This window comes from Shouchella xiaoxiensis, assembly GCF_016907895.1.
In the GTDB taxonomy this organism is placed as follows: Bacteria; Bacillota; Bacilli; order Bacillales; family Bacillaceae_D; genus Shouchella; species Shouchella xiaoxiensis.
The window spans coordinates 22,048-47,177 of the sequence record NZ_JAFBCV010000014.1; the positions used below are offsets into that span (position 1 = coordinate 22,048).

At 38.8% G+C, this 25,130-nt stretch carries 22 protein-coding genes and 1 riboswitch; of the genes, 20 read left to right on the top strand and 2 right to left on the bottom strand.

The annotated features are described in order from the left end of the window. Window positions 1–3 precede the first annotated feature (3 nt). The 3 genes from fliD to JOC54_RS18095 are packed head-to-tail and all read left to right on the top strand — an operon-like array spanning window position 4 to window position 2,519. Window positions 4–1,773, top strand: coding sequence for a flagellar filament capping protein FliD (gene fliD, locus JOC54_RS18085; RefSeq protein WP_035420583.1), 1,770 nt, complete (start codon window positions 4–6; stop codon window positions 1,771–1,773). Between the two features lie 12 nt (window positions 1,774–1,785). Continuing rightward, window positions 1,786–2,178, top strand: coding sequence for a flagellar export chaperone FliS (gene fliS / locus JOC54_RS18090; protein ID WP_035420581.1), 393 nt, complete (start codon window positions 1,786–1,788; stop codon window positions 2,176–2,178). After that, window positions 2,178–2,519 (top strand): hypothetical protein, encoded by a 342-nt coding sequence (locus JOC54_RS18095; RefSeq protein ID WP_204468048.1) that lies wholly within the window; start codon window positions 2,178–2,180, stop codon window positions 2,517–2,519. Before fliS ends, JOC54_RS18095 begins: the two co-directional genes overlap by 1 nt. A gap of 30 nt (window positions 2,520–2,549) precedes the next feature. On the opposite strand, the gene JOC54_RS18100 is transcribed toward JOC54_RS18095, so the two are convergent. Then, window positions 2,550–3,401 carry a DUF6612 family protein gene (locus tag JOC54_RS18100; RefSeq protein WP_204468050.1) on the bottom strand — a complete coding sequence of 284 codons (852 nt, stop codon included), beginning with the start codon at window positions 3,399–3,401 and terminating at the stop codon, window positions 2,550–2,552. A 413-nt stretch (window positions 3,402–3,814) separates the two neighbouring features. On the opposite strand from JOC54_RS18100, the gene JOC54_RS18105 reads away from it, so the two are divergent. The 11 genes from JOC54_RS18105 to JOC54_RS18155 all read left to right on the top strand — a co-directional run bounded on the left by JOC54_RS18105 (window position 3,815) and on the right by JOC54_RS18155 (window position 15,940). After that, window positions 3,815–4,012: a cold shock domain-containing protein gene (locus JOC54_RS18105; protein WP_035420575.1), complete on the top strand. Its 198-nt coding sequence runs from the start codon at window positions 3,815–3,817 to the stop codon at window positions 4,010–4,012. 155 nt (window positions 4,013–4,167) lie between these two features. Next, window positions 4,168–4,740, top strand: coding sequence for a ribosome hibernation-promoting factor, HPF/YfiA family (hpf, locus tag JOC54_RS18110; protein WP_035441469.1), 573 nt, complete (start codon window positions 4,168–4,170; stop codon window positions 4,738–4,740). 214 nt (window positions 4,741–4,954) lie between these two features. Beyond that, window positions 4,955–7,480, top strand: coding sequence for a preprotein translocase subunit SecA (gene secA, locus JOC54_RS18115; protein ID WP_204468052.1), 2,526 nt, complete (start codon window positions 4,955–4,957; stop codon window positions 7,478–7,480). A gap of 27 nt (window positions 7,481–7,507) precedes the next feature. Further along, a protein-coding gene (gene prfB / locus JOC54_RS18120) for a peptide chain release factor 2 (RefSeq protein ID WP_204468054.1) occupies window positions 7,508–8,615 on the top strand; the annotation gives its coding sequence in 2 pieces (ribosomal slippage) (window positions 7,508–7,579 and window positions 7,581–8,615; 1,107 coding nt in all). 73 nt (window positions 8,616–8,688) lie between these two features. Further along, the gene (locus JOC54_RS18125; RefSeq protein WP_035420571.1) at window positions 8,689–9,555 is read left to right on the top strand and encodes a YitT family protein; all 867 of its coding nucleotides are present in this window, start codon (window positions 8,689–8,691) and stop codon (window positions 9,553–9,555) included. A 12-nt stretch (window positions 9,556–9,567) separates the two neighbouring features. Beyond that, window positions 9,568–9,879: a c-type cytochrome gene (locus tag JOC54_RS18130; protein WP_204468057.1), complete on the top strand. Its 312-nt coding sequence runs from the start codon at window positions 9,568–9,570 to the stop codon at window positions 9,877–9,879. 205 nt (window positions 9,880–10,084) lie between these two features. After that, entirely contained in the window at window positions 10,085–10,771 is a 687-nt protein-coding gene (gene ftsE / locus JOC54_RS18135) for a cell division ATP-binding protein FtsE (RefSeq protein ID WP_204468191.1), read from the top strand. After that, window positions 10,728–11,648 (top strand): permease-like cell division protein FtsX, encoded by a 921-nt coding sequence (gene ftsX, locus JOC54_RS18140; RefSeq protein WP_239586819.1) that lies wholly within the window; start codon window positions 10,728–10,730, stop codon window positions 11,646–11,648. The genes ftsE and ftsX overlap by 44 nt, the downstream gene beginning before the upstream one ends. Window positions 11,649–11,672: 24 nt before the next feature. After that, entirely contained in the window at window positions 11,673–13,073 is a 1,401-nt protein-coding gene (locus JOC54_RS18145) for a murein hydrolase activator EnvC family protein (protein WP_204468059.1), read from the top strand. A 138-nt stretch (window positions 13,074–13,211) separates the two neighbouring features. Continuing rightward, window positions 13,212–14,690 (top strand): S41 family peptidase, encoded by a 1,479-nt coding sequence (locus JOC54_RS18150; protein WP_367617824.1) that lies wholly within the window; start codon window positions 13,212–13,214, stop codon window positions 14,688–14,690. Window positions 14,691–14,767: 77 nt separating this feature from the next. Further along, window positions 14,768–15,940, top strand: a complete 1,173-nt coding sequence (locus tag JOC54_RS18155) for a PDZ domain-containing protein (protein WP_204468064.1) — start codon at window positions 14,768–14,770, stop codon at window positions 15,938–15,940. Between the two features lie 57 nt (window positions 15,941–15,997). Here JOC54_RS18155 and JOC54_RS18160 read toward each other — a convergent pair whose 3' ends face one another. Further along, window positions 15,998–16,975 carry a DMT family transporter gene (locus tag JOC54_RS18160; RefSeq protein WP_035420565.1) on the bottom strand — a complete coding sequence of 326 codons (978 nt, stop codon included), beginning with the start codon at window positions 16,973–16,975 and terminating at the stop codon, window positions 15,998–16,000. A 114-nt stretch (window positions 16,976–17,089) separates the two neighbouring features. Next, window positions 17,090–17,214: riboswitch (FMN riboswitch) on the bottom strand. 284 nt (window positions 17,215–17,498) lie between these two features. Here JOC54_RS18160 and uvrB point away from each other — a divergent pair. The 6 genes from uvrB (at window position 17,499) to hprK (ending at window position 25,127) form a co-directional block, all read left to right on the top strand. Next, the gene (gene uvrB / locus JOC54_RS18165) at window positions 17,499–19,475 is read left to right on the top strand and encodes an excinuclease ABC subunit UvrB (RefSeq protein ID WP_035420564.1); all 1,977 of its coding nucleotides are present in this window, start codon (window positions 17,499–17,501) and stop codon (window positions 19,473–19,475) included. A gap of 4 nt (window positions 19,476–19,479) precedes the next feature. Next, complete coding sequence (gene uvrA / locus JOC54_RS18170; RefSeq protein ID WP_204468066.1) at window positions 19,480–22,350, top strand: excinuclease ABC subunit UvrA; 2,871 nt, start codon at window positions 19,480–19,482, stop codon at window positions 22,348–22,350. A 74-nt stretch (window positions 22,351–22,424) separates the two neighbouring features. Next, on the top strand, window positions 22,425–23,507 hold the full coding sequence (locus tag JOC54_RS18175) for a DUF4097 family beta strand repeat-containing protein (protein ID WP_204468068.1): 1,083 nt from the start codon (window positions 22,425–22,427) through the stop codon (window positions 23,505–23,507). Window positions 23,508–23,538: 31 nt separating this feature from the next. Then, a complete protein-coding gene (locus JOC54_RS18180; protein WP_204468070.1) occupies window positions 23,539–23,724 on the top strand; it encodes a PspC domain-containing protein in 186 nt (61 codons plus the stop codon). Window positions 23,725–23,737: 13 nt separating this feature from the next. Next, entirely contained in the window at window positions 23,738–24,082 is a 345-nt protein-coding gene (locus tag JOC54_RS18185) for a phage holin family protein (protein ID WP_054793225.1), read from the top strand. Window positions 24,083–24,194: 112 nt separating this feature from the next. Next, on the top strand, window positions 24,195–25,127 hold the full coding sequence (hprK, locus tag JOC54_RS18190; protein ID WP_035420558.1) for an HPr(Ser) kinase/phosphatase: 933 nt from the start codon (window positions 24,195–24,197) through the stop codon (window positions 25,125–25,127). Window positions 25,128–25,130 lie beyond the last annotated feature (3 nt).

Genomic DNA, 25,130 nt, shown 5'->3' on the forward strand with positions numbered 1-25,130 from the left:
AACATGAGGTTAACAGGATTATCATCAGGGCTTGATATCGACCAAATGATGAAAGACTTAATGCGGGCAGAACGAATGCCGGTAAACAAGCTTGAAAAACAGAAAACAGAATTAGGCTGGAAAATGGATGGTTTTAGGGAAGTAAATTTAAAGATGCGCTCGTTGCATTCATCCATGTTCGATACCATTATGAGATCTTCAAATATGTTAAAACGTTCCGTTGTATCGTCAAATCAAGCTGTCATTTCTGCAACAGCCTCATCGACCGTAGGGAATACAAGTTTTACCATTAACAAGGTTAGTCAAATGGCAACATCTGCTACTGCTAGAGGTGCTAGTTTAGGTAACGAAGTAAATGAGAAAACAAAGTTGAGCGATGTAGGACAATTAAGTGATTCAACTAATATTCAAACGGGCTGGGTCACAGGATCTATGCAAAGAGAGAATATAGCAGTAACCGATGGAGTTGCAAAACTTCAGGAGAAGCCAACACTAGCAGATGGCGCTAATCAATTACTTATTAATGGAAAAGCGTACGAAATTGCTACAGAACAAGGGGCATTATCAGCTGGACAAGTTTTTATTGGTGATGAAGGTGAGCTAACATTCTATGAATCAGACAATATACCGGCTCGTTTACAAATAGAATACATTAAGGAAGATGAATCTAGTACGGATCGATTTACAATGTCAACAGTGGCGACAACGAAAAACGAGCAAGGTGATGTAACAAGCAGCTCCTTCTTTTTTAAAGACTCAGATACGATTGAAGCCGTTACGACGAAGATGAGAAATGCAACTGCAGGAGTGAATGTATTTTTTGATGAACATCATAAGGCTCTTGTTGTAACACGAAAAGAAACGGGAACTTACTCCAGCGAAAGCAATTTAAAAGACATTCAATTTGACGGTGCGCTTTTTCAAACGGTCTTCGGTTTAAACGATGACAACGTACAAAATGGAAATAACGCTAAATTCACCATCAATGGGGTTGAGACTGAAAGGCGTTCAAACACGTTTACTGTCAGCGGCATGACGATAACGCTTAAAGATGTTTCTGAACAAGCCATTACACTGGGTGCAACGACTGATGTTGACGCTATTTATGATACAATTTCCTCTTTTGTAAAAGAATATAATGACTTAGTGGATCTTATGAATGGGAAGTTGAATGAGCGGTATTACCGTGATTTTGAGCCATTAACCGATGAAGAACGTGATGCGATGTCAGAGTCGGAGGCAAAGAGATGGGATGAGCAAGCGCAAAGTGGAATGTTGCGTAATGATTCTTTGGTGCAGAGCAGTTTAAACCGCGTCCGACAAGGTCTGTATCAATCAGTTGATTCCGGAACTTCCATCACTCATCTGACTCAGCTCGGAATTTCAACAACTAGAGACTACGCCGATGGCGGAAAACTGGTTATAAACGAAGATCAATTACGCGCGGCAATAGAAGAGGATGCGGACGCAGTCTTTGCTTTCTTTAATGGCACTGGCGGTCAACCTGGTATGGCTCAAACGATGCGGTCGAATCTACAACAGGGCATGTCTTCTCTCTCTCGAAAAGCTGGGGGATCGGAAGGGTTTCATGAACAACATCAATATGCTATTGGTCAGCAAACCAAATCGATAGATGATCGAATTGAAGCTTTTGAGCGAAGGCTTGAGCAAAAGGAATCTCGTTATTGGCGCCAGTTTACGGCGATGGAACGAGCGATGCAAATGGCTAACCAGCAAAGTGAATCATTATTTAATTTACTCTATAACAATTAGGAGAGTGATTTAGTGTTAAAACAAACTGCCTATAAACAACAATCCGTTCAAACGGCCTCTCCTGGGGAATTAACGCTTATGCTTTATGATGGTTGTTTAAAACAAATTCGATTTGCTGAACACGCAATTGAACAAAAAAATATTGAAAATCGCCATATTGCTCTTTCTAAAGCAGAGGCAATTATAAGAGAACTTATGGTTACGTTAAAAACAGACACAGAAGTTGGAATGAACATGATGAGGATGTATGAATATATCCTTCATCATCTCATTGAAGCGAATGTGAAGAATGATGTGTTGTTGTTACAAGAGGCCAAAACCTATGTGGAAGAATTTCGTCAAACATGGAAGCAAGTAATTCAGTTAGAAAGACAAGATCGTTATCGGAATACAGGAACGCTATAGTGAATCATTTATTTACCTCCATTACGGAAGAATTGATTAGAAAGCTCGAACAGCAACTGCCTGCTGGAGATGATGATAGAGATCTTTATTTAACGGCTGTTGAAGAGTTAGTTCTAAACCGTGAGAAAGCGATGATAGCACTTAAGGTTTGTAATGATACAGAAAAAGAGCAGTTGCTGCAAAAAGAAATGTATCTAAAAACCATGCTAAATGAAAAATTTAACCACATAAAAAAAGACTTGAAAAATTTGTCCACGAAAAAACAGGGGAGAAATAAGTATTTAAATAACCAGACGTTGTCAACACAAAATGGTGTTTTTTTAGATAGACAAAGCAAATAAACAGGCTATCCTTGAGATAGCCTGTTTATTTTACATTGAAGGAAGAGATATTCCTTCGGGATTATTTACGTTGGATCTAGTCATGGACAAGTCTTTTCGAATCACATATTCCTCATTATTGTGTTGAATAATGAATTCTATGATTGAGTTGGTTTTTTCAAGCAATAAAGTTTCTTTATTAATGAAGAGCATGTAATCGAGCTGCGCCACTTGAAACGTATCGTCAAGCTCAATATCTTGGTGACGTAATAAGGATTGATCAATTAAGTCCATATTCAACGCCATTTGTTTTAACTCATCGCCACTAGCCTCAACACTTAGAACGTAAAGCCCGTCATATTCACTCACTTGAACATAATTGGAAATAGAATAGAGCAATTGCAACTGATGACTAGGAGACAAATCAAAGGAGAGGTAAGTCTCCTCAATTAATGATATGTCTTCTACATCTTCCCAACCATTATTGTTCACATTTGCTAATATGTCAGTTGAGTCTTTTAAAATACTTAGTGTTTCTTCTGGGCTTTCAGCTTGAGTTTCTGAGTGAATTGGGTAACGAGCAAGATTCGTGTAAGTCACTTCAGGCTGTTCTTGATGAGCTAATGTTCCTTCAGTTATCTTCATCACTTGTTCTTCATCATCCCAGTTGTCTTTAGGGGAGAGTGAATCAGTTATTTTTAAGTTTGCTGTATAATTCTCTAGTTGTTCATCCGCTTTAATGGACTTCTCAAGGATTGTGTTACTCTGTATACTTGATTCATCTTCTTCACTTGTTAAAGAAAGAAGTGAAGTATCCGAACTCGTTTCATCACTATTATAAGAACAAGCTCCAAGAAGGACAGAAACAGCAACACTGCAATAAAACCAGCTTGTGTTCTTCATATATTCCACTCCTGGCATAATAAATTACGCTTAATATTACAATTTCATTACAAAGCGCTGGTGATATTGTAACAAACCAGCTGAAGTTTAGATATAGGCAAAAGGTACTATAGACTGTAATCAATCTTATTGATCTTTGAAAAATAGACTTTAGTCATTTAATTAACTTGTTCATCTAGAAAAGTTTTCGACAGATTATTTATAGGCTGTTTTAATTAAAGTAGATAAAATCGTTATGTATTTAAGGGTTTTCAAGAAAGCGCTACCAACTAAGGGAAACATTCGACAAAAGCAGACAAATGAACTGATGGCGATTTGAAGAAAGAGTTTGACTTATATGAATCTCACTGTTATAGTGAGGATGTGGTTTTACACTACAATTGAAATTTTTAGTAACGAAGGGAATGTGAAGCATGCAAGGAAAAGTAAAATGGTTTAATGCAGAAAAAGGTTTCGGTTTTATCGAGCGTGAAGATGGAGACGACGTATTCGTACACTTCTCAGCTATCAACTCTGAAGGATTCAAAACTCTTGACGAAGGTCAAGACGTAGAATTCGAAATCGTTGAAGGCGCGCGTGGACCGCAAGCTGCAAACGTAGTAAAGCTTTAATTCACATTCCTGTAAGGATATGAATAATAGCTCATAATCAACTCACTCCATTATTGGGGTGAGTTTTTTGTTATGAAATTGTCACATCATTTACGTTTAAGGAGGATTTTTAGGGGAAATGTAGAAGTAAGCAAGGGAAAAGGAGGAGTTCTAGTATGCATTATAATATTCGTGGTGAAAACATTGAGGTTACAACAGCTTTAAGAGAATACGTTGAGAAAAAGGTTGGTAAACTTGAACGCTATTTCGACACAACTCCTATAGCTGATGTAAACGTAAAGTTACAGCTTGTTAATAGTAATGAATCAAGCATTGAGGTAACGATTCCAATGCCTAAACTCTTATTAAGAGGAGAAGAAACCAACGCGGATATGTATGCAGCGATTGACGTTGTCGTTGAAAAGTTGGAGCGCCAAATTCGAAAGCATAAAACAAAGGTCAATCGCAAATTTCGTCAAGAAGGTAGTCTCAAGCACATGTTTAAAAATGACTTGGAGCCTTTAAGAGAAGAAATCCTCGAAGAAGATTCTTATAATGATGAAGATGATTTAGAAGTTGTTCGTACAAAACGCTTTAATTTAAAACCAATGGATGCTGAGGAAGCAATTTTGCAAATGGATCTTTTAGGGCATAACTTCTTTGTATTTTCCGATGCCGATAGTGGGAGTACAAACGTGGTCTATCGACGTCGTGATGGAAAATATGGCTTAATCGAGTCAGAAGCATAAGCTGATCATTGAAAGGTGTGACTTGTTCAAGTCGCACCTTTTTGGTCTGTCTATCTATGTCGAACGAGCTAGCCTTGTAAGCACGAAGCGAAACTGCTAATATAGATATGATAAAGGCTCAATTCTAAAAGAGTTATATGCGTGTATAATAGAAGATTAAGGTTAAAAAAGAACATAATATGAAAAGTGTCGTTGTTAAGAGAGGAAGATGTTAATGCTCGGTTTACTGCGAAAAGTAGTTGGAGATCCAGCTCAAAAACAACTCAAGAAAAATGAAAAAGTAGTTGATCAAGTAGAAGCACTAGCAAGCGAGATGAAAAATCTCTCTGATGATCAATTAAAAGACAAAACAGCAGAATTTCAAACAAAATTGACGGATGGAGCTTCAATAGATGATATTGTTGTCCCTGCTCTAGCGGTTGTTCGTGAAGCAGCTGGGAGAGTTTTAAATGAATATCCCTATCGCGTTCAATTGTTAGGTGCTCTTGCATTACATCAAGGAAATATAGCGGAAATGAAAACAGGTGAAGGTAAAACGCTCGTTGGAACTGTAGCCTGTTATGTTCAAGCACTACATGGAAAGGGCGTCCATATTGTAACGGTCAATAATTACTTGGCAAGTCGAGATCTACAAAATTACGGACGTATCTTTGAGTTTTTAGGGTTAACAGTTGGTTTGAATGAAAATGGATTATCGAAAGAAGACAAGCAGAAGGCCTATGCAGCTGACGTAACATATAGTACGAATAATGAGCTTGGCTTTGATTACTTAAGAGATAATATGGTTCTTTATAAAGAGCAGATGGTTCAGCGTCCGCTACACTTTGCTCTAGTCGATGAAGTAGATTCTATTTTAGTTGATGAAGCGCGAACGCCATTAATCATTTCTGGATCAGTAGAAAGAAAAACGAAATTGTACGGACAAGCCAATACGTTTGTTCGTGTCTTAAAAATTGAAGATGATTATACGTACGATGAAAAAACCAAAACGGTCCAGTTAACAGATGAGGGTGTTAATAAAGCGGAACGTGCTTTTAATATTGATAATCTTTATGATCAAAAGCATGTTCAGTTAAATCATCACATTAATCAATCGTTAAAGGCACATGTAGCGATGCTTCGAGATGCTGATTATGTCGTTGATGATGGCGAAGTTGTTATTGTAGACCAATTTACAGGACGTTTAATGAAAGGAAGACGTTATAGCGATGGGCTTCATCAAGCGCTTGAAGCAAAAGAGGGTCTTGAGGTGCAGCGAGAAAGTATTACACTTGCTTCGATAACCTTCCAAAACTATTTCCGAATGTATAATAAGCTTTCAGGAATGACTGGTACGGCAAAAACGGAAGAAGAAGAATTTCGTAACATTTACGGGATGGATGTCATGGTCATTCCAACGAACCGCGAAATTGCAAGAGAAGACCGTTCAGATTTAATTTATAAATCGATTGAAGCTAAGTTCAATGCGGTTGTAACAGAAATTGCCGGACTTCATAAAGAAGGTCGTCCTGTGCTTGTTGGAACGGTAAATGTTGAAACATCTGAATTGGTTTCAAAAATGCTTACGAAAAAAAGAATTCCACACCATGTTCTTAATGCGAAGAACCATGAACGAGAAGCTGAAATTATCGAGAATGCAGGTCAACAAGGTTCGGTTACGATTGCTACCAATATGGCTGGGCGCGGGACGGACATTAAACTTGGGCAAGGGGTTAAAGATTTAGGTGGTTTGCATGTGCTAGGAACAGAACGCCATGAATCGAGACGGATTGATAATCAATTGCGTGGACGTGCAGGTCGTCAAGGAGATGTTGGGTCTTCTCAATTCTATCTCTCAATGGAAGATGAGTTGATGAGACGCTTTGGTTCCGACAATATGAAAGCCATGATGGAAAGACTTGGAATGGAAGAAGATCAACCAATTGAATCAAAGCTTGTTTCAAGAGCTGTTGAAACAGCACAAAAACGTGTTGAAGGAAACAACTATGATGCGCGTAAACAAGTTTTGCAATTTGATGATGTTATGCGCGAGCAACGCGAAATCATTTATACGCAGAGAATGGAAGTGCTTGAATCAGATAATTTACGTTCAATCGTAGAGAATATGATGAAAGGCACGGTTGAGCATGTTATTAAAACGCATACGCCTGATTCACTTGTGCAAGAGGAATGGGACTTAAATGCCATTGTAACCTACATGAACGGGCAGTTACTGAGCGAAGGTGCAATAACAGAGAATGAAATTAAAGGAAAAGATCAAGAAGAAATTATTGAATTAATCGTTGGAAAAGTTCTAACAGCCTACAATGAAAAAGAAGCTGAAGTTTCTTCTGAACAAATGCGTGAATTTGAAAAAGTCATTATGTTACGTACGGTGGATCGTAAATGGATGAACCATATTGATCAAATGGATCAATTGAGACAGGGTATTCATTTACGAGCGTATGGTCAAAATGATCCATTAAGAGAATACAGATTTGAAGGCTTTAATATGTTTGAGGCGATGATTGCTGAAATTGAAGAGGAAGTGTCCATGTATGTCATGAAGGCACAAGTTCAGCAAAACCTTCAGCGCCAAGAAGTGGCAGAAGGAAAAGCGGTTCAACCGTCAGCCAATGCAGAAGCTCAAAAAGCAGAGAAGAAAAAGCCGATTCGAAAAGGTGAGACAATCGGTCGAAACGACCCTTGTGTATGTGGAAGCGGAAAAAAATACAAAAATTGTTGTGGGGCAAACGGATAAGTTTGCCTCTCCTCATGAGGTGAAAAGATGGATTTAGTTGAAATTAAACAAGAATTAACGACGCTTGAAAAGCGACTATCTGATTTTAGGGGGTCTCTTTGACGTAGAAGAAAAAGATGAGCGAATTGCTGAGCTCGAAGAGAAAATGGCAGACCCTGAATTTTGGAATAATCAAGAAGAAGCTCAGACAGTTATCGGTGAAACCAATGGCTTGAAAGAACAAGTGAATACGTTTAAAGAGATGGTTGAAAGTTACGAAGATCTTGAAGTTAGTTATGAGCTTGTCCGTGAAGAAGGTGATGAAGAACTTGCTTCAGAGCTTGAATCAGGCGTGATTGCACTTAAGGAAAAGATGAACCAGTTTGAACTTCATTTACTTTTGAGTGAGCCGTATGATAAAAATAATGCTATTTTAGAGTTGCACCCAGGTGCCGGCGGAACGGAGTCACAGGACTGGGCTTCAATGTTGTTACGCATGTATACTCGTTGGGCAGAAAAGAGAGGCTTTTCAGTAGAAACCCTTGATTACTTACCTGGTGATGAAGCTGGTGTGAAGAGTGTAACGCTCCTAATTAAGGGGCATAATGCTTACGGGTATTTAAAAGCAGAGAAAGGTGTCCATCGCCTTGTGCGCATCTCTCCATTTGACTCTTCTGGGAGACGTCACACATCATTTGTCTCTTGTGAGATTATGCCTGAACTCGATGATGCTGTTGACATAGAAATAAATACCGAAGATTTGAAGATAGATACGTATCGAGCAAGTGGAGCAGGTGGACAACATATTAACACGACTGATTCAGCTGTTCGTATTACCCACTTGCCTACCAACACGGTGGTAACCTGTCAGAGTGAACGTTCACAAATTAAAAACCGTGACCAAGCCATGAAGATGATGAAAGCAAAACTCTATCAGCTTCAAATTGAAGAGAAGGAAAAAGAGCTTGCTGAAATTCGTGGTGAACAAAAAGAGATTGGCTGGGGTAGTCAAATACGTTCTTATGTTTTCCACCCTTATTCGATGGTGAAAGACCATCGAACAAATTATGAGATTGGAAATACAAATGCTGTGATGGATGGCGACCTTGATGCATTTATTGATGCTTATTTAAGACAATCTCTTTCGGTGGATTAGGAAATCGTTTAGTCGGCTGATACAGCCGGCTTTTTTTTCGGATCAAATAAAAAAAGGAGTACATCAAAGCGTTATGACACGACGACGAAATAAAGAACTACAACCCGTTACGATTGCAACTTACAATTATATACGAATTTTGATTGGATCTGCGATAGTCGCACTATCATTTAACTTATTTTTACTTCCTAATCAAATAGCCCCAGGTGGTGTAAGTGGAATAAGCACAATTGCAAATTACGCACTTGGATTTGAACCTGCTTATACATTGTGGGCATTAAATATACCTATTTTTATATTAGGTCTGTTTTTATTAGGCGGGTTGAAGTATGGAGCAAAAACGCTGATAGGTACATTGTTTCTCCCGCTTGTCGTTTTCTTAACAAGAGACTGGGCTGTAGAAGTCAGTGATCCGTTGCTTGGTGCATTATTTGGAGGAATTGGAGTAGGGCTAGGTTTAGGAATTGTATTCTTAGCTAATGCAAGTACAGGTGGTACGGATTTGGTAGCGCAGATTGTACAGCGTTTTACTGGCTTATCTGTTGGAGTTTGTGTCGGAATAATTGATGGTCTAGTTGTTGTCACATCTGCATTTGTGTTTAATATTGAATTAGCACTTTATGCGTTAATCTCGCTCTTTGTAACAACAAAAACAATTGATTTAGTTCAAATGGGTATTGGCTATTCAAAAATTGCTTATATCATTTCTGCTAAAGAAGAACATGTCCAAAAAGCGCTATATGAAACAGTAGATCGAGGTGTAACGAAACTAGCAGGTTATGGTGGCTACACGAACAAAGCTCGATCTGTCCTGATGTGTGTCGTCAATCAAAATGAAGTAGCTAGATTAAAACAAACCGTTCGAAAAGCTGACCCTAAAGCATTCATTGTTTTAACGAATGCATCGGAAGTGTTAGGGGAAGGTTTTAAGCGAGTTTAGAAAGGTGGAGACATGAAGGTCATTGTCTGTCTTTTTCTACTTTTTATTCTAACAGGCTGTCAAACAAATAAAGAAGAAGAGGAATTACCAGAGTTAAAGGAGATTAACATAGCTGATGAAGGGTACAGTTTGTACCAAGACAATAGCTGCATTCAGTGCCATGGTGATCAACTTCAAGGCGCTTCAGGTCCAGCACTGCAAGACTTGGATTTAACGGAGTTTGAGATAGTGAGTATTATTGAAGAGGGGATTGGGTTTATGCCTCCACAAGAACTAAGTGATCCCGATAAAACAACATTAGCTAAGTGGTTGAGCGAACAGTAGGTTCGCTCTTTTTTTTGTCAACTTTTAAAGGTTACCCTGTTACACCAATTTTAAAACGTAAAACTGAAATAGAACTGTAATATTGTGAGTGTCGATCTAATGTTATAATAACCGCGAAGCATGTCGGAATTACATAGTATTTGCATGTTATTGGTTAAAAGATAACTTAGGTTAATTTGGTTTTAAAGGTTGTGTTTAAGTGAGTATAATTCGTTTTGATGATGTATGGAAAGTATATACCAATAATGTAAAAGCAATTAATGGTATGTCCGTACAGTTCGAAAAGGGTGAGTTTGTTTATATAGTAGGTCCAAGTGGAGCGGGCAAATCTACTTTTATCCGCTTAATGTATAGGGAAGAAAAGGCAACAAAAGGCGAAATTATCGTAAATAACGTCAAGCTATCAGGAATGAAAGAAAAAGAAATTCCTGCTTTACGTAGAAAAATAGGCGTGATTTTTCAGGATTTTAAACTATTACCTTCATTAACCGTTTACGAAAATGTAGCCTTTGCGTTAGAAGTAATTGAAGAAAATCCGTCAAAAATAAAACAACGAGTAATGGAAGTTCTAGACCTCGTGAAAATAAAAAGCAAAGCAAAATTTCTGCCAAGCGAACTTTCTGGTGGAGAGCAGCAGCGTGTGGCAATAGCGCGAGCCGTTGTAAACCGTCCGGATGTACTAATTGCTGATGAACCAACGGGTAATTTAGATCCTGATACGGCTTGGAGTATTATGGATATTCTCGAAAATGTAAATGGACTAGGAACAACTGTAATCATGGCGACTCACAATAAAGAAATTGTTAATACGTTAAAGCGTCGAGTCATAGCCATTGAAGGCGGTCGGATTGTTCGCGACGAAGCTAGGGGGAATTACGGCTATGAAGTTTAATGCAACCAAACGCCATTTGCGCGAAGGGTTAAAGAACTTAAGTCGAAGTGGTTGGATGACCTTTGCTTCAATTAGTGCTGTAACTGTTATGTTAGTTATTGTCGGATTCTTTATGATCGTATTTCTTAATGGGAATCATATCGCATCTACAATAGAAAATAATGTTGAGGTTAGAGCTTTTATTGAACATGGTACTGATGAAGCTGAAATTGAAGAATTAATAAGTGAAGTAGAGAGCCAGGCGGATGTAGAAGAAGTACTTTTTGTTGATAAGGAAGAAGGATTAGAAAATTTTCTTGCATCAACTAACGAAGAAGTATGGGGCAACTTAAGAGAAGACAACCCTTTGAGAGATGCATTGAGCGTTACAGCTTCTTCACCCCAATTAACGGAAGAAATAGCAACTGCCATTGAGAAACACCCACAAGTGAATAATGTGGCATTTGGTGAAGATATCATCTCAGATTTATTTAAGATTACGAATACAGGTCGAATCGCAGGAGCGATAATTGTTGCTGCATTGCTATTTACAGCAATGTTCTTAATCTCAAATACAATCAAATTAACAATATTAGCTAGAAAAAAAGAAATACAGATTATGAAGTTAGTAGGAGCAACGAATAGTTTTGTAAGATGGCCATTTCTTATTGAAGGAATGTTACTTGGTTTACTAGGAAGTATTATTCCTGTCGCTATAATGAGCATCGGATATCATTTTGTTTACATTGAGGCCGGGAGTTTCTTACAAACACAAGCGTATAGTTTATTGCCACCAAATGAATTGATTTTACAGATCTCTATTTTATTAGTAGCTGTTGGATTGATTGTTGGTATTTGGGGAAGTGCCATGTCGGTCCGGAAGTTCTTAAAAGTGTAAGCTAGATTTGAGGGGGAAAAGGGTTTGAAAAAAAGATTTTTTAAGGCTGCATTTGCAGTAACAGCAGCAACATCATTAATCGTAACGGGAATACAACCTGCATCAGCTAATTCTGAAATTAATAGTCGCCTTGATCAAGTTAGAGAGCAACAAGAAGATATTAATGAGCGTGCAGACAATACTAGATCAGAAATGACGATCTTAGACGATGAGCTCAAAGAACTACAAAAAGAAGTTGCTGATTTACAAGCAGAACAAGAAGCAACTGAGAGTAAATTGTCGCAAGCTGAAGACGAATTAAAAAAATTAGAAGAAGAAATTAAAGCGTTAGAAGAAGAGATTGTAGAGATTGAAGAGCGCATTGCAGAAAGAACGGTTATTTTGCAAGAACGTGCTGTTGCTAGCTATGAATCTGATGGTGATGTCAGCTATTTAGAAGTTTTATTAGGTTCTCAAAGCTTTGGAGATTTTATTGAGCGCCTATCTGTTGTAACAACAATTGCTCAACATGATCAGGATCTTCTTGAAGAACATATTGCCGATGAAGAGCGTGTACAAGCTGCAAAGCAAGAAGTTGAAGAGAAGCTTACTGAAGCCGAAGAACGTAAAGCTGAGCTTGAAGACCTTAAAGCTGAACTTGATGAGCAACGTAGCCAATTGGATACTCTTAATCAAGAGCTTAAAGATAAAGAAGCGGCATTAAAAGCAGAATTAGATGAAATGATGTCAGATGAAGAACTTTTAAACAAGCAAGAAGAAGCGTTAGAAGCTGAGCTAGCTGCTTGGGAAGAAGAACAACGAAAAGCAGCAGAAGAAGAAGAAAAACGTAAAGAAGAAGAACGTAAAGCAGAGGAAGCACGTAAAGCGGAAGAAGCAGAAGCAGCAGCTACTCGTGAAGCCCCTGCAAGAACAGAGGCAACTCCAAAAGCAAGTGAATCAACAGCGAGCACAAATTCTGCTCCAAGTACGTCAAATACAAATACAGCAACACCGTCTCCTGCACCGGAACCGAAACCATCTAATTCCAGTTCGTTTGTAAGACCTGCAACTGGATCTGTCACTTCAGGCTATGGTCCACGATGGGGGAGAATGCACTGGGGAATTGATATCGGTAAAAATGGTCGTAGTGGAGACGTCCCAATTGTATCCGTTCTAGATGGTACAGTCGTTTCTGCTCAATATCATGAGAGTTTTGGGAACTGGGTCTTAGTGACTCATCAAATGAATGGACAACAAATCTCTACTGTCTATGCACATTTAGACCGCATGGATGTAAGTCCTGGTCAACGTGTAGGGCAAGGTCAGCAATTAGGGACAATGGGTAATACAGGTCACTCAACTGGGCCTCATTTACACTTCGAAGTACACGAAGGTCCTTTTAATTGGTCACGTTCGAATGCAGTTAACCCAACAAAGTATTTATAAGCGTAAAAAGCGTCCATTTTTAAACGGGCGCTTTTTTTATTCAAGAATAATAAGAAAAAGGCAAAACGACTTTTGACATCGAGTTCATAACAAACTAGAATATAAATAGTAAGGATAAGGACGTTATTAATTGGGAGTGTGGACAATTTGAAGGTCAAACAACTACTTTTTACGTTGTCGGTTATCGTAATTGTTGCGATCTCGGGATTTTTCTTTATAAATGATGGTGTCGATTTTGGTTCACCTACTCCTGCGGGATCAAATGAACAGAATGAAACCCAAGAAATTCCAGAAGTTATTTTAAATGATGATGAACTAATGGAGAAATTCGAATTGGCATTGGCGACAATTGAGGGGAATTATGTTTCTGAAGTTGATCGACAAAAACTAATTGAAGGTGCCATTAACGGAATGGTGGAGACTTTAGATGATCCATTTTCTGATTATATGGATGTAAGTTCTGCAACAAGTTTCCAGGAATCGCTTAGTTCTCATTTTGAAGGAATTGGTGCCGAAGTAGGAATGATTGATGGAAATGTATCGATTATTTCTCCAATGCGTGAATCTCCTGCTGAGCGTGCAGGTTTATTACCTAATGATGCAATTGTTGAGATTGATGGAGAATCGATAGAAGGCTGGTCTGTTAATGAAGCCGTTGCGCTTATTCGTGGTGAAGGTGGAACAAGTGTTACATTAACGATCCAAAGAAGCGGTCAAACGAATCCTTTTGATGTCGAAATTGAAAGAGATCGAATTCAAATAGATTCCGTTCGCTCGGATACATTCGAACAAAACGGGATGACAATAGGTCGATTGGAAATTACTTCTTTCGCTGAAGATGTTGGTAGTCAATTTGACCAATTGCTACAAGAATTAGAAGCTGATGGAATTGATGGATTAATTGTTGATGTCCGAGGCAATCCAGGTGGCTACTTAGACGGTGCTCAAAACATAGGGAACTTACTAATTCCAGATGAGAAACCAGTTGTTCAGATTGAGCACGGTGATGGCGAAATTGAAACCTATCATTCGCAAATGGAAGGAAAAAAACCATATCCAATTGTTGGCTTAATTAATCAAAGTAGTGCTTCTGCTTCAGAGATTTTAGCTGCTGCATTAAAAGAATCTGGTGAGTATGATTTAGTTGGTACAACAACATTTGGAAAAGGAACGGTCCAAAAATCCATTCAAATGAATGATGGCAGTGCATTAAAGATTACGACGGACCGTTGGTTAACTGCTGGTGGTAACACGATTGACCAAGAGGGAGTTGAGCCGACTATCGAGCAAGATCAGCCTGATTACTTTTACTCATTTGCCTTATCGATAGAAGAGCCCTATGAAATTGATCAGGTTTCTGAACAAATTGGGCGAGCTCAAGATATGTTGCAAGGTTTAGGCTTTGATCCAGGGCGAGTAGACGGTTACTTTGATGAAAATACAGAAGAAGCCGTAAGAGAGTTTCAAGAAACACATGACCTAACTTCAGACGGCAAATTAACAGAAGAAACGGCTTCAAAGTTACAGGAAGAAATTCTTTCACATATGCGGGATAATGAAAACGATGCACAACTAAATCGTGCGATTGAAGTACTAATAGAACAAGCATCTGAGTAAAATTGGATTGAACTAAACGTTTAGGGTATCTGCTGCTAAGAAGCAGATACCCTTTTTGATAAGGGGTGAAAATAGAGATGATGGAAACAATTTTTATTGCACTAGCGACGTTGATTCTTCACCCATTAGTTTACATAGGTATAATTGTCATGGCTATCAGTGCGGTGGTGCGAGTAAAGCAAGAGCGCAATTCTTTCCATACGAGAGTTTACGCTAAGCGTGCAGAGTACATTGTAAGCTTTTTTCCTTCTTTATTAGCGGGAATATCTGCTAGTGTCATTCTGTTAGCCCTAGGAATGGTTTTTCCTGTTCAATTACTCGTTTTAGTTGGGCTGGCGTCAGCTACACTGCTGCTAACTGGACAGTTAAGCTCTCAATCACCGATATACATAATGAGTTTGGCTACGGTGTTTTTTATCTGTTTACCTTATGTATCTTTACCAACGTGGATGATAGTGTCACCGGGTGACATTCCTCCTTATGCTAGTATAATGGCATTTACAATTATCTTGCTTTTAGTCCATGCTGGTTTGATCTATAAGAATGGTGCTAAGTTAACATCTCCTCAAATTGAAGAAGGGAAGCGTGGGCGATTTGTAGGAATACATCGTATAAAGCGATTATGGATCGTACCACTTATATTATTTATACCAGAAGGAATGATACCGAGCTTTACCTATTGGCCAGTTTTTAATGTAAACGGGGCTGGTTTGCAGCCAATCATCCTTCCCTTTATCTTTGGTTTTGGTCATACAGTTCGATCATTACCTTCTGTATTTATTACAAACCAAGCAAGAAAGTCAGCTACTTTAGCAGTGGGACTAGTTGTCCCAACGGTTTTTATGTTTTTTTTCCAAAACGAATGGCTTTTTCTCGCAACATTGGGTGGTGCGCTGATGGTGCAAATTGGATTTCATCTTTCTTTAGTTATTAAAAGCCGTACAGAAGCCGCTTTTTTTACAGAGGAGCAAAGAAGTTGTAAGGTCGTTGGCGTGTTACCGGGAAGTCCTGCTGAAAAAATGGCTATACAGATTGGTGAAGAAGTGGTGAGAGTAAATGGTCAAACAGTATCAGATGAAACCTCCCTTTACAAAGCTTTGCAAGTTAACCCGGTTTATTGCAAATTAGAAGTAAAAGACCTTCAAGGAGAAAAGCGGTTTGTAAAAGGACCTTTGTACAGTGGGGAACATTATCAATTAGGTGTTTTGCTTGTTCGGAAACGTGAAAAACTATCTGACTCAGTTATTTAATCGTAAAAAAAGCTTCAAGAAGTGGACAACTTCTTGAAGCTTTTTTACAATCATTTTTTATTTAGGCTCTGTAGATAATGTCTGCCTTTTCTTAATTGGAGGAAGTGTTGAGATTGCATCTTGTTGTCTTGAGATTCGGTAGAGCACAATCCAAATTAAAGCAAATCCAATTAATTGTGCAATGGTTACGCGTTCTTCCAACGTAACCCAAGATACAAGTAATCCAGTCATTGGAAAGCTGAGTTCAGCTATTGTCGCAACAGATGCTTTAACTGATTGCAATCCACGATAATAGAGAAGCATGGAAACTAGACCAGGTAATAGAGCGGATGCAAGTAAATTAAGCGCTATAAATGTAAAAGCAATTCCCGTTGCAGGCGTATTCCAAGCATCTGGAGAAACAGTTATTAGAACACCTAATAAAGGTAATGCTAATAAGAAGCGCAAGGCAGTTACCGTTTCATAACGACATTTTTTGAGGAGGATTCGCCCCATTACAGTTGATCCGCCCCATAATGCAGCTGCACCAATTGCAAATAAACTACCTAGTTGTAGGACATCTGATGATGAGCCAATAGGAACGGAAAAACCAAAAGTTAATAAATATGTCCCAAATAAAGCAATAGGAACATAATAGCCGAAGCCTTTTGGTAAGCGTTCTTTTAATAAGAAGTGAGCCAAAGTAATCGCAAACAATGGCTGAAGTTTTTGTAATAAAAGCACAGAATTAATTTCGCCATTTGATGAAGCGATCGTCAGTCCTTGAGTAAAGAGCAATGTAGCAATGGCTGAACCGCCCCAAGATATGAATAATAAGGCACCGATATCGCGAAACGCTAATTTAGAGAGATCTGTCCTGAATTTCCATAAGATCGGTATTGCAATAAAAGCTAAGATAATGTGCTCGATAAATACGATTTGCAAGGATGTCATCGTATCAAGTAGTAGCAGTCGGAATAGCGGGTTTATGCCCCAAAATGCCGCTCCAATGACAATAAACCAAAACGTCTTGTGTGTTCGTTGTTGTTGTTCCACTTACGCTAAGCTCCTTTTTCTAGAAAAGGTCTTCAAAAGAAATCAAAGAGCCCTGAAATTGACATTCAACTTCAGGGCTAGCTAAATAGAACAAGGTTGTACCATGTTTTATTTATTGATCTTCTCCCATCCGGACTTTAACCGTCGGCCTTGGAATTTCACCAAATCAGTCCTAATATACATTAGGAGTCGCGGGCTTTAACCGCCGGTCAGGATTTTCACCTGCCCCGAAGATACCTATTCATTTTTATATTCGCGATATTATCATACCTTAGGTTTACCTATTCGTCTAGTGTATTGCTTATTGGAAAATAATAGATTGAATAAATCGCACGTGCGTTCGCTTAAATGATGTGTAATAAGGTGCATCTATGCTATAATAAAGCGAACATCTGTTTATAAAACGATTTATTTGTAGAGGTTTTATCTGTTTTTGATCAGGGAATAAATAGTCATCAATTGTCTAGTGAAGGAGGAAGGACGCTAATTACCATCGTGTTAGTGGTATTAGCACCAACAAGTTATGGATCAAACGTTTCAACTAGTATCAGATTATTCTCCTCAAGGAGATCAACCGAAAGCAATTGAAAAGATTGTTAAAGCGATACAGAATGGTGACAAGCATCAAACATTGTTAGGTGCAACGGGAACGGGAAAGACATTTACCATGTCAAACGTTATTCAAGCTGTAAATAAGCCAACGTTAATTATGGCTCATAATAAAACGCTTGCTGGGCAGTTATATAGTGAGTTTAAACAGTTTTTTCCTAACAATGCTGTTGAGTATTTTGTCAGTTATTATGATTACTATCAGCCAGAGGCTTATGTCCCATCCTCCGACACTTTTATTGAAAAAGATGCGAGTATTAATGATGAAATTGATAAACTGCGGCACTCAGCGACAAGTTCTCTATTTGAACGTCGCGATGTCATTATTATAGCAAGTGTCTCGTGTATTTACGGATTAGGTTCACCTGAAGAATATCGCGACCTCGTTCTTTCGATTCGGACTGGGATGGAAATAGATCGCAATGAATTATTAAGAAGACTAGTAGACATTCAATATGATCGCAACGATTTGAACTTCATCCGTGGTACGTTTCGTGTTCGTGGTGATGTTGTAGAAATTTTTCCGGCATCAAGAGATGAGCAGTGTATTCGTGTCGAATTTTTTGGTGATGAAATTGATCGAATGACAGAGGTAGATGCTTTAACTGGCGAAATAAAGGGAGAGCGGAACCATGTATCAATCTTTCCAGCTTCTCACTTCGTTACCCGTGAAGAAAAAATGAAAAAAGCGATAACAAATATAGAAACAGAATTAGAAGAACGTTTAAAAGAAATGCATGAGGATGGCAAACTTTTAGAAGCACAGCGACTTGAACAGCGGACAAGATATGATTTAGAAATGATGGCAGAGATGGGTTTTTGTTCGGGAATTGAAAACTATTCACGCCACCTCACATTAAGAGGTGCGGGCGCAGTACCTTATACGCTACTTGATTTCTTTCCTGATGATTTTCTGTTGATTGTTGATGAATCACACGTCACGCTTCCTCAAGTGCGAGGAATGTTCAATGGTGACAGAGCGAGGAAAGAAATACTAGTTAATCACGGTTTTCGCTTACCTTCCGCTCTTGATAACCGTCCATTACGGTTTGAAGAGTTTCAAGAAAAGGTCGGGCAATCCGTTTATGTTTCCGCAACACCAGGTCAATATGAGTTAGAGCACACACCGGAGATGGTTGAGCAAATTATACGTCCTACTGGATTATTAGATCCGCCTATTGAAGTCAGACCGATTGAAGGGCAGATAGATGATTTAATAGGCGAGATTCATGAGCAAGTGAAAAAGAACGAGCGAGTTCTTGTCACGACTTTGACTAAGAAAATGTCAGAAGATCTAGCTGATTATCTTAAGGAAATAGGGATTAAAGTACGATACCTTCACTCTGAAGTGAAAACACTTGAGCGCTTAGAGATTATCCGTCAATTAAGAATGGGGACATTTGACGTTTTAATTGGAATCAACTTGTTACGTGAGGGATTAGATATTCCAGAAGTTTCATTAGTAACGATCTTAGATGCTGACAAAGAAGGGTTTTTACGGGCGGAACGTTCTTTAATCCAAACCATCGGTCGAGCTGCTCGAAACGAAAATGGGCGTGTCATCATGTATGCAGATAAGATGACGAACTCAATGACAGTAGCGATAAGTGAGACGCAGAGACGACGGGAAATTCAGCAAGCGTTCAACGAGAAGCATGGAATTACGCCTAGAACTATCCAGAAACGAATACCAGATGTCGTACAAGCAACCTATGCAGCGGAAGATTCTGGTGATTATAACCCAGTTCCACAACAAAAGTTGTCTAAAAAAGAACGCTTAGCAACGATTGAACGAGTGGAACAAGAGATGAAAGAAGCGGCTAAAGGCTTGAACTTTGAACGAGCTGCCGAGCTTCGTGATATGCTGTTAGAACTTAAAGCGGAAGGATGACATGATGGCACATGAACATATAGTAGTTAAAGGAGCGCGTTCCAACAATTTAAAAAATATGGATGTTTCTATTCCTAGAGGAAAGCTTGTTGTGCTTACAGGTTTATCTGGATCAGGAAAATCATCGCTTGCTTTTGATACGATTTACGCTGAAGGTCAGAGGCGCTATGTCGAGTCATTATCAGCATATGCTCGTCAATTTCTTGGTCAAATGGATAAACCAGATGTTGATTCTATTGAAGGATTATCTCCTGCCATTTCCATTGATCAAAAAACAACGAGCCGAAATCCTAGATCAACTGTTGGTACAGTAACGGAAATCCATGATTATTTACGCTTACTATACGCTCGAATTGGGAAGCCAATTTGCCCGAAACATGGAATTGAAATTACATCTCAGACAATCCAACAAATGGTCGACCAAATAATGGAGTACCCCGAGAGAACAAAAATGCAGATTCTTGCTCCAGTCGTTTCTGGACGAAAAGGAACCCATACTAAAGTATTTGAACAGATTAAAAAAGATGGTTACGTTCGAGTCCGCGTAAATGGTGAAATGCATGAAGCGGCAGAGGAAATCGAATTAGACAAAAATAAAAAACATCAAATTGAAGTGATTATTGATCGAATCGTGATTAAAGAGGGTGTGCAAACCCGCATTGCTGATTCCTTGGAAACAGCACTGTCGCTTGCTGATGGAAGAGTTTTGGTTGATATCATCGACGGGGAAGAGCTATTATTTAGCCAGCATCATGCTTGCCCAGAGTGTGGATTTTCTATTCCAGAACTTGAACCTCGAGCATTTTCATTTAATAGTCCGTATGGTGCTTGTCAATCCTGTGATGGTCTTGGGGTCAAGCTTGAAGTGGATAGTGAGCTAGTTATACCGGATGCTTCTCGTTCACTAAATGATGGGGCAGTTGCGCCTTGGGAGCCTACAAGCTCAACGTATTACCCACAGTTGTTACAAGCAATCTGTGAACATTTTAGCATTGATATGAATGTTCCTTTTGAAAAGTTACCAGAAAAACAGCAAAACATCATTTTAAATGGAAGTGGAAAAGAAAAAATCTTTTTTCACTATGAAAATGACTTTGGTCGCGTTCGTGAGCATATGATTGTGTTTGAAGGTGTATTGGCTAACATAAGTAGACGATACCGTGAAACAAGTTCTGATTACATTCGTGAACAAATGGAAGCATATATGGGACAGAAACATTGCCCAACGTGTAAAGGATTTCGGCTAAAGAAAGAATCACTTGCTGTATTTGTTGGTGAAAAGCATATTGGTTCAGTAAGTCAAATGTCATGTACAGATGCATTATCATTCATTAGCAAACTCGATTTATCGGAAAAAGATCGAGCGATTTCCCGATTAATTTTAAAAGAGATAGAGGATCGAATAGGGTTCCTCATTAACGTAGGACTTGATTATTTAACCCTTTCCAGAGCGGCGGGCACATTGTCAGGTGGAGAAGCACAACGAATTCGCTTAGCTACTCAAATTGGTTCCTCATTAATGGGCGTTTTATATATTTTAGATGAACCTTCCATTGGACTGCATCAGCGCGATAATGATCGATTAATTGAAACACTAAAGCGAATGAGAGATCTTGGCAATACGTTAATTGTTGTTGAACACGATGAAGATACAATGCTCGCTGCGGATCATATTATTGACATTGGTCCAGGCGCAGGTGTTCATGGAGGGTATATAACGGCGGAAGGAACGCCAACGGAATTAATAGAGAACGCGAATTCTTTAACCGGTCAATACTTATCTGGTGCTAAATTTATCCCTGTACCTTCGGAAAGAAGACCACTTTCTGAGCGAAAGTTTGTCGTTAAGAAAGCTGAAGCAAATAATTTAAAACAAGTAGATGTAGCATTTCCACTTGGTGTATTTATTGCAGTAACCGGTGTTTCTGGTTCTGGAAAAAGTACTCTAGTTAATGAAATTGTTCATAAAGCATTGGCTCAAAAAATTCATCGAGCGAAGCAAAAGCCTGGTAAACACAAAGAAATTGTTGGCGTTGATTTAATGGATAAAGTGATTGATATTGACCAATCACCAATTGGACGAACGCCGCGTTCAAATCCAGCGACGTATACGAGTGTATTTGATGACATTCGAGACGTATTTGCATTAACAAACGAAGCGAAAGTTCGCGGCTATAAAAAAGGTCGATTTAGCTTTAATGTAAAAGGTGGTCGCTGTGAGGCTTGTAAAGGCGATGGGATTATAAAGATTGAAATGCACTTTTTACCTGATGTTTACGTTCCTTGTGAAATTTGTCACGGGAGGCGCTACAACCGTGAGACGCTTGAAGTAACGTATAAAGGAAAAACAATTGCAGATGTCCTCTCAATGACGGTGGAGGAAGGCGTTGAATTTTTTGCAAGTATCCCTAAAATAAAACGCAAGATTCAAACGTTAATTGATGTTGGTCTGGGCTATATCCGTCTCGGTCAACCAGCAACAACACTATCTGGGGGTGAAGCGCAGCGTGTAAAACTAGCCTCTCAACTTCACAAACGCCCAACAGGAAGAACATTATATATACTTGATGAACCAACCACTGGCCTTCATGTTGATGATATTGATCGCTTATTAAGTGTTCTGCAACGCTTAGTAGATAATGGCGATACGGTTTTAGTGATTGAGCATAATCTTGATGTAATAAAAACCGTTGATCACATTGTGGATCTTGGGCCAGAGGGCGGTCTTGGTGGTGGAATAATTGTAGCCGAGGGAACACCTGAGGAAGTGGCAGAGGTAGAAGAATCGTATACGGGGCGCTATTTGAAACCGATTTTAGAACGTGATAAAGCTCGTCTGGATGCACGTCTCGAAGCAATCAGTCAAAAAGTTTGATGAAACATGAAACATGTTGCCTAGCTTTTACGTAATAAGATTAAAGTATTCTATAAGCAAAGGGAGCGATCGCTGTGGAAGAACGTAAAATGATATTAAAAATGATTGAAGATGGAAAGATATCTGCTGAAGAAGGGCTGAAACTACTTGATTCATTAGGAAAAGATAAACAAGAGCCTGAACAAACGGATGGTCATAATCGATCGGACAATGAATCAAAAAGTTATAAACAAACATCGGCAGATCCTGAAGAAACGCCATTTTCGAGATTTACTAGTTTCTTTGAATCAGCATTTCAAAAAGTTCGTGAAGGAGACCTTGATTTTAACTTTGGTTCTGTTACCGAAGTAGATCATGTTTTTCAACATCAAGGGATTATACCGAAATCGGTTTATGTTTCTTTAGAAAATGGATCGGTTCAAGTCGTGCCTTGGGAAAAAGAAGATATTCGGCTTGAGTGTGAAGCAAAAGTTTATAAGGCGAAAGATGAAGAAGAAGCAAGAGAATCTCTCTTAAAAGACTCGGTCTTTTCTGCAACTGAAGAAAAAGTGTCTTTTGAAACAAAATCAAAGGCAATGAAAGTAAATGTCGTTTTATATGTACCTGAAGCTTCATATGAGAATGTTAAATTATACGCGTTTAACGGCTCACTTAACGGGGAATCGATAAAAACAGACTTGTTTGATGCATCAACAACGAATGGCTCGATAAAAACAGCGGACCTAGTTGCTAAAAAAGCGATGATGGAAACGTCAAACGGAAGCATTTCTTGTGAAGGTCATTCAATTGGATCTCTTTATGCAAAAACCTTAAACGGTTCGATAAAAGTTGATGGTGCAGCTGAAGATGCGGATATTGAAACGCTAAATGGTACAATTAATTATCATGTGAATGATTCTGTTGAAACAGGTTATCTGGACATTAAGACAACAACAGGTAGTGTGAAAATACTTGTTTCCGACCAAATTCGTTTTGAAGGGAAATTAAAATCAAACGTGGGGTCAATCCGAAATCGTCTTTCGGATGCAGAAATCATTGATGAGAAAAAAGAATTTGCTCAGAGATACATGCAAGTTTCTGCGAATCAGGCACAATCAAAGCGTATTAAAGTGCATGCTGTCGCTAACACAGGTACAATTACTGTGGAGGATAAATAAGACAATGTTTGTCTAAATGAAAGGTGACTATATGAAACAATTAACACGATCACAAGATAAACGAGTCATTACTGGTGTGTGTGCTGGGATTGGACGCTATTTCGGTGTAGACCCAACATTAATTCGGCTAATAGCTGTTATTCTAGCAATTATTAGTACGTTTTGGCCAGTTGCTATTGCGTATATTGTTGCTACAATTATTATGCCAGCAGAGTAGGAGGTATACATCAATGAGATGGCTAATTGGTCTTCTTTTAAACGCGCTCGTTTTATGGCTTCTATCTGAATTATTTTCAGGTTTTACGCTTAGTGGCTTCGGAGCAGCAATTATTGCCGCGCTTATTTTAAGCATTCTTAACTGGACAGTTAAGCCACTGTTAACCATACTAACGCTCCCTATTACCATTATTACCTTGGGGTTATTTTTATTTGTTATTAGTGCATTAACACTGATGCTCACAGCGTGGTTAATGGGTTCTTCCTTTATCATAGATGGCTTTGGTATTGCTTTACTTGCTGCCATCATCATTGCGCTTTTCCAGGCAATCTTAATTAATCCTGTAAAACGATCGTAAAAGACTGTGAATTTCACAGTCTTTTTTTTGATCTCATTTAGGAGTCTTTATAAAATCATGCTACAATATGGCTAGTATAAAAACAGGTCTATTTTTGAACGAGGTGAAAGTGGTGTCAAAAGTTACAGCAAATGATATTATTGAAAAATTCCAGTTTGAACTACTAGCTGGAGAAGAAGGGATATACCGACCGATTACAACGAGCGACATTTCGAGACCAGGAATTGAAATGGCTGGTTTTTTTACGTATTATCCAGCCCGTCGACTTCAGTTAATTGGACGAACGGAACTGTCTTTCTTAAAGTCGCTTTCTGATCAAGAAAAGGAAGAACGAATGACGAAACTGTGTACATATGATACGCCAGGTATTATTTTGTCACGTGGTTTAGAAGCCCCTGATCAATTAATTAAAGCAGCGAATATGCGTGACGTTCCAGTTCTTCGATCAACACTAACAACAACTCAATTAAGTAGTCGCGTCACAAACTTTCTTGAAAGCGAGCTTGCGCCGGTCACAGCGGTGCATGGTGTTCTAGTAGATATATATGGAATTGGTGTTTTAATTACAGGTGGAAGTGGTGTCGGAAAAAGTGAAACGGCATTGGACCTTGTTCGACGTGGTCATCGTCTAGTTGCCGATGATTCAGTTGAAATTCGTCAGCAAAATGAAGATACGTTAGTCGGACATCCGCCACCATTGTTGCAACATTTGTTGGAAATTCGTGGATTAGGTATTATAAATGTGATGACACTTTTTGGTGCAGGTGCGGTACGTCCGTTTAAGCGCATTAGTTTGTGCATGAATTTAGAGTTGTGGGATCAGAAAAAAGCATATGACCGGTTAGGACTTGAAGAAGATAAGATGAAGATCTTTGATACTGAGATTACGAAGTTAACGATTCCGGTTCGTCCAGGTCGAAATTTAGCTGTTATTATTGAGGTCGCAGCAATGAATTTTCGCTTAAAACGACTAGGCTTTAATGCGGCACAGGAGTTTTCGGAGCGATTGACGCAAGTAATCGAGCAAGGTGACAATGAGGTTTAAGTG

Excerpts from the sequence above, each read along its gene's own strand:
- JOC54_RS18155 (WP_204468064.1), top strand. The coding sequence starts at position 14,768 with ATGATGGAAACAATTTTTATTGCACTAGCGACGTTGATTCTTCACCCA.
- JOC54_RS18185 (WP_054793225.1), top strand. The coding sequence starts at position 23,738 with ATGAGATGGCTAATTGGTCTTCTTTTAAACGCGCTCGTTTTATGGCTT.
- hpf (WP_035441469.1), top strand. The coding sequence starts at position 4,168 with ATGCATTATAATATTCGTGGTGAAAACATTGAGGTTACAACAGCTTTA.
- JOC54_RS18130 (WP_204468057.1), top strand. The coding sequence starts at position 9,568 with ATGAAGGTCATTGTCTGTCTTTTTCTACTTTTTATTCTAACAGGCTGT.
- uvrB (WP_035420564.1), top strand. The coding sequence starts at position 17,499 with ATGGATCAAACGTTTCAACTAGTATCAGATTATTCTCCTCAAGGAGAT.
- uvrA (WP_204468066.1), top strand. The coding sequence starts at position 19,480 with ATGGCACATGAACATATAGTAGTTAAAGGAGCGCGTTCCAACAATTTA.
- secA (WP_204468052.1), top strand. The coding sequence starts at position 4,955 with ATGCTCGGTTTACTGCGAAAAGTAGTTGGAGATCCAGCTCAAAAACAA.
- JOC54_RS18125 (WP_035420571.1), top strand. The coding sequence starts at position 8,689 with ATGACACGACGACGAAATAAAGAACTACAACCCGTTACGATTGCAACT.
- fliD (WP_035420583.1), top strand. The coding sequence starts at position 4 with ATGAGGTTAACAGGATTATCATCAGGGCTTGATATCGACCAAATGATG.
- JOC54_RS18180 (WP_204468070.1), top strand. The coding sequence starts at position 23,539 with ATGAAACAATTAACACGATCACAAGATAAACGAGTCATTACTGGTGTG.
- JOC54_RS18100 (WP_204468050.1), bottom strand. The coding sequence starts at position 3,401 with ATGAAGAACACAAGCTGGTTTTATTGCAGTGTTGCTGTTTCTGTCCTT.
- JOC54_RS18105 (WP_035420575.1), top strand. The coding sequence starts at position 3,815 with ATGCAAGGAAAAGTAAAATGGTTTAATGCAGAAAAAGGTTTCGGTTTT.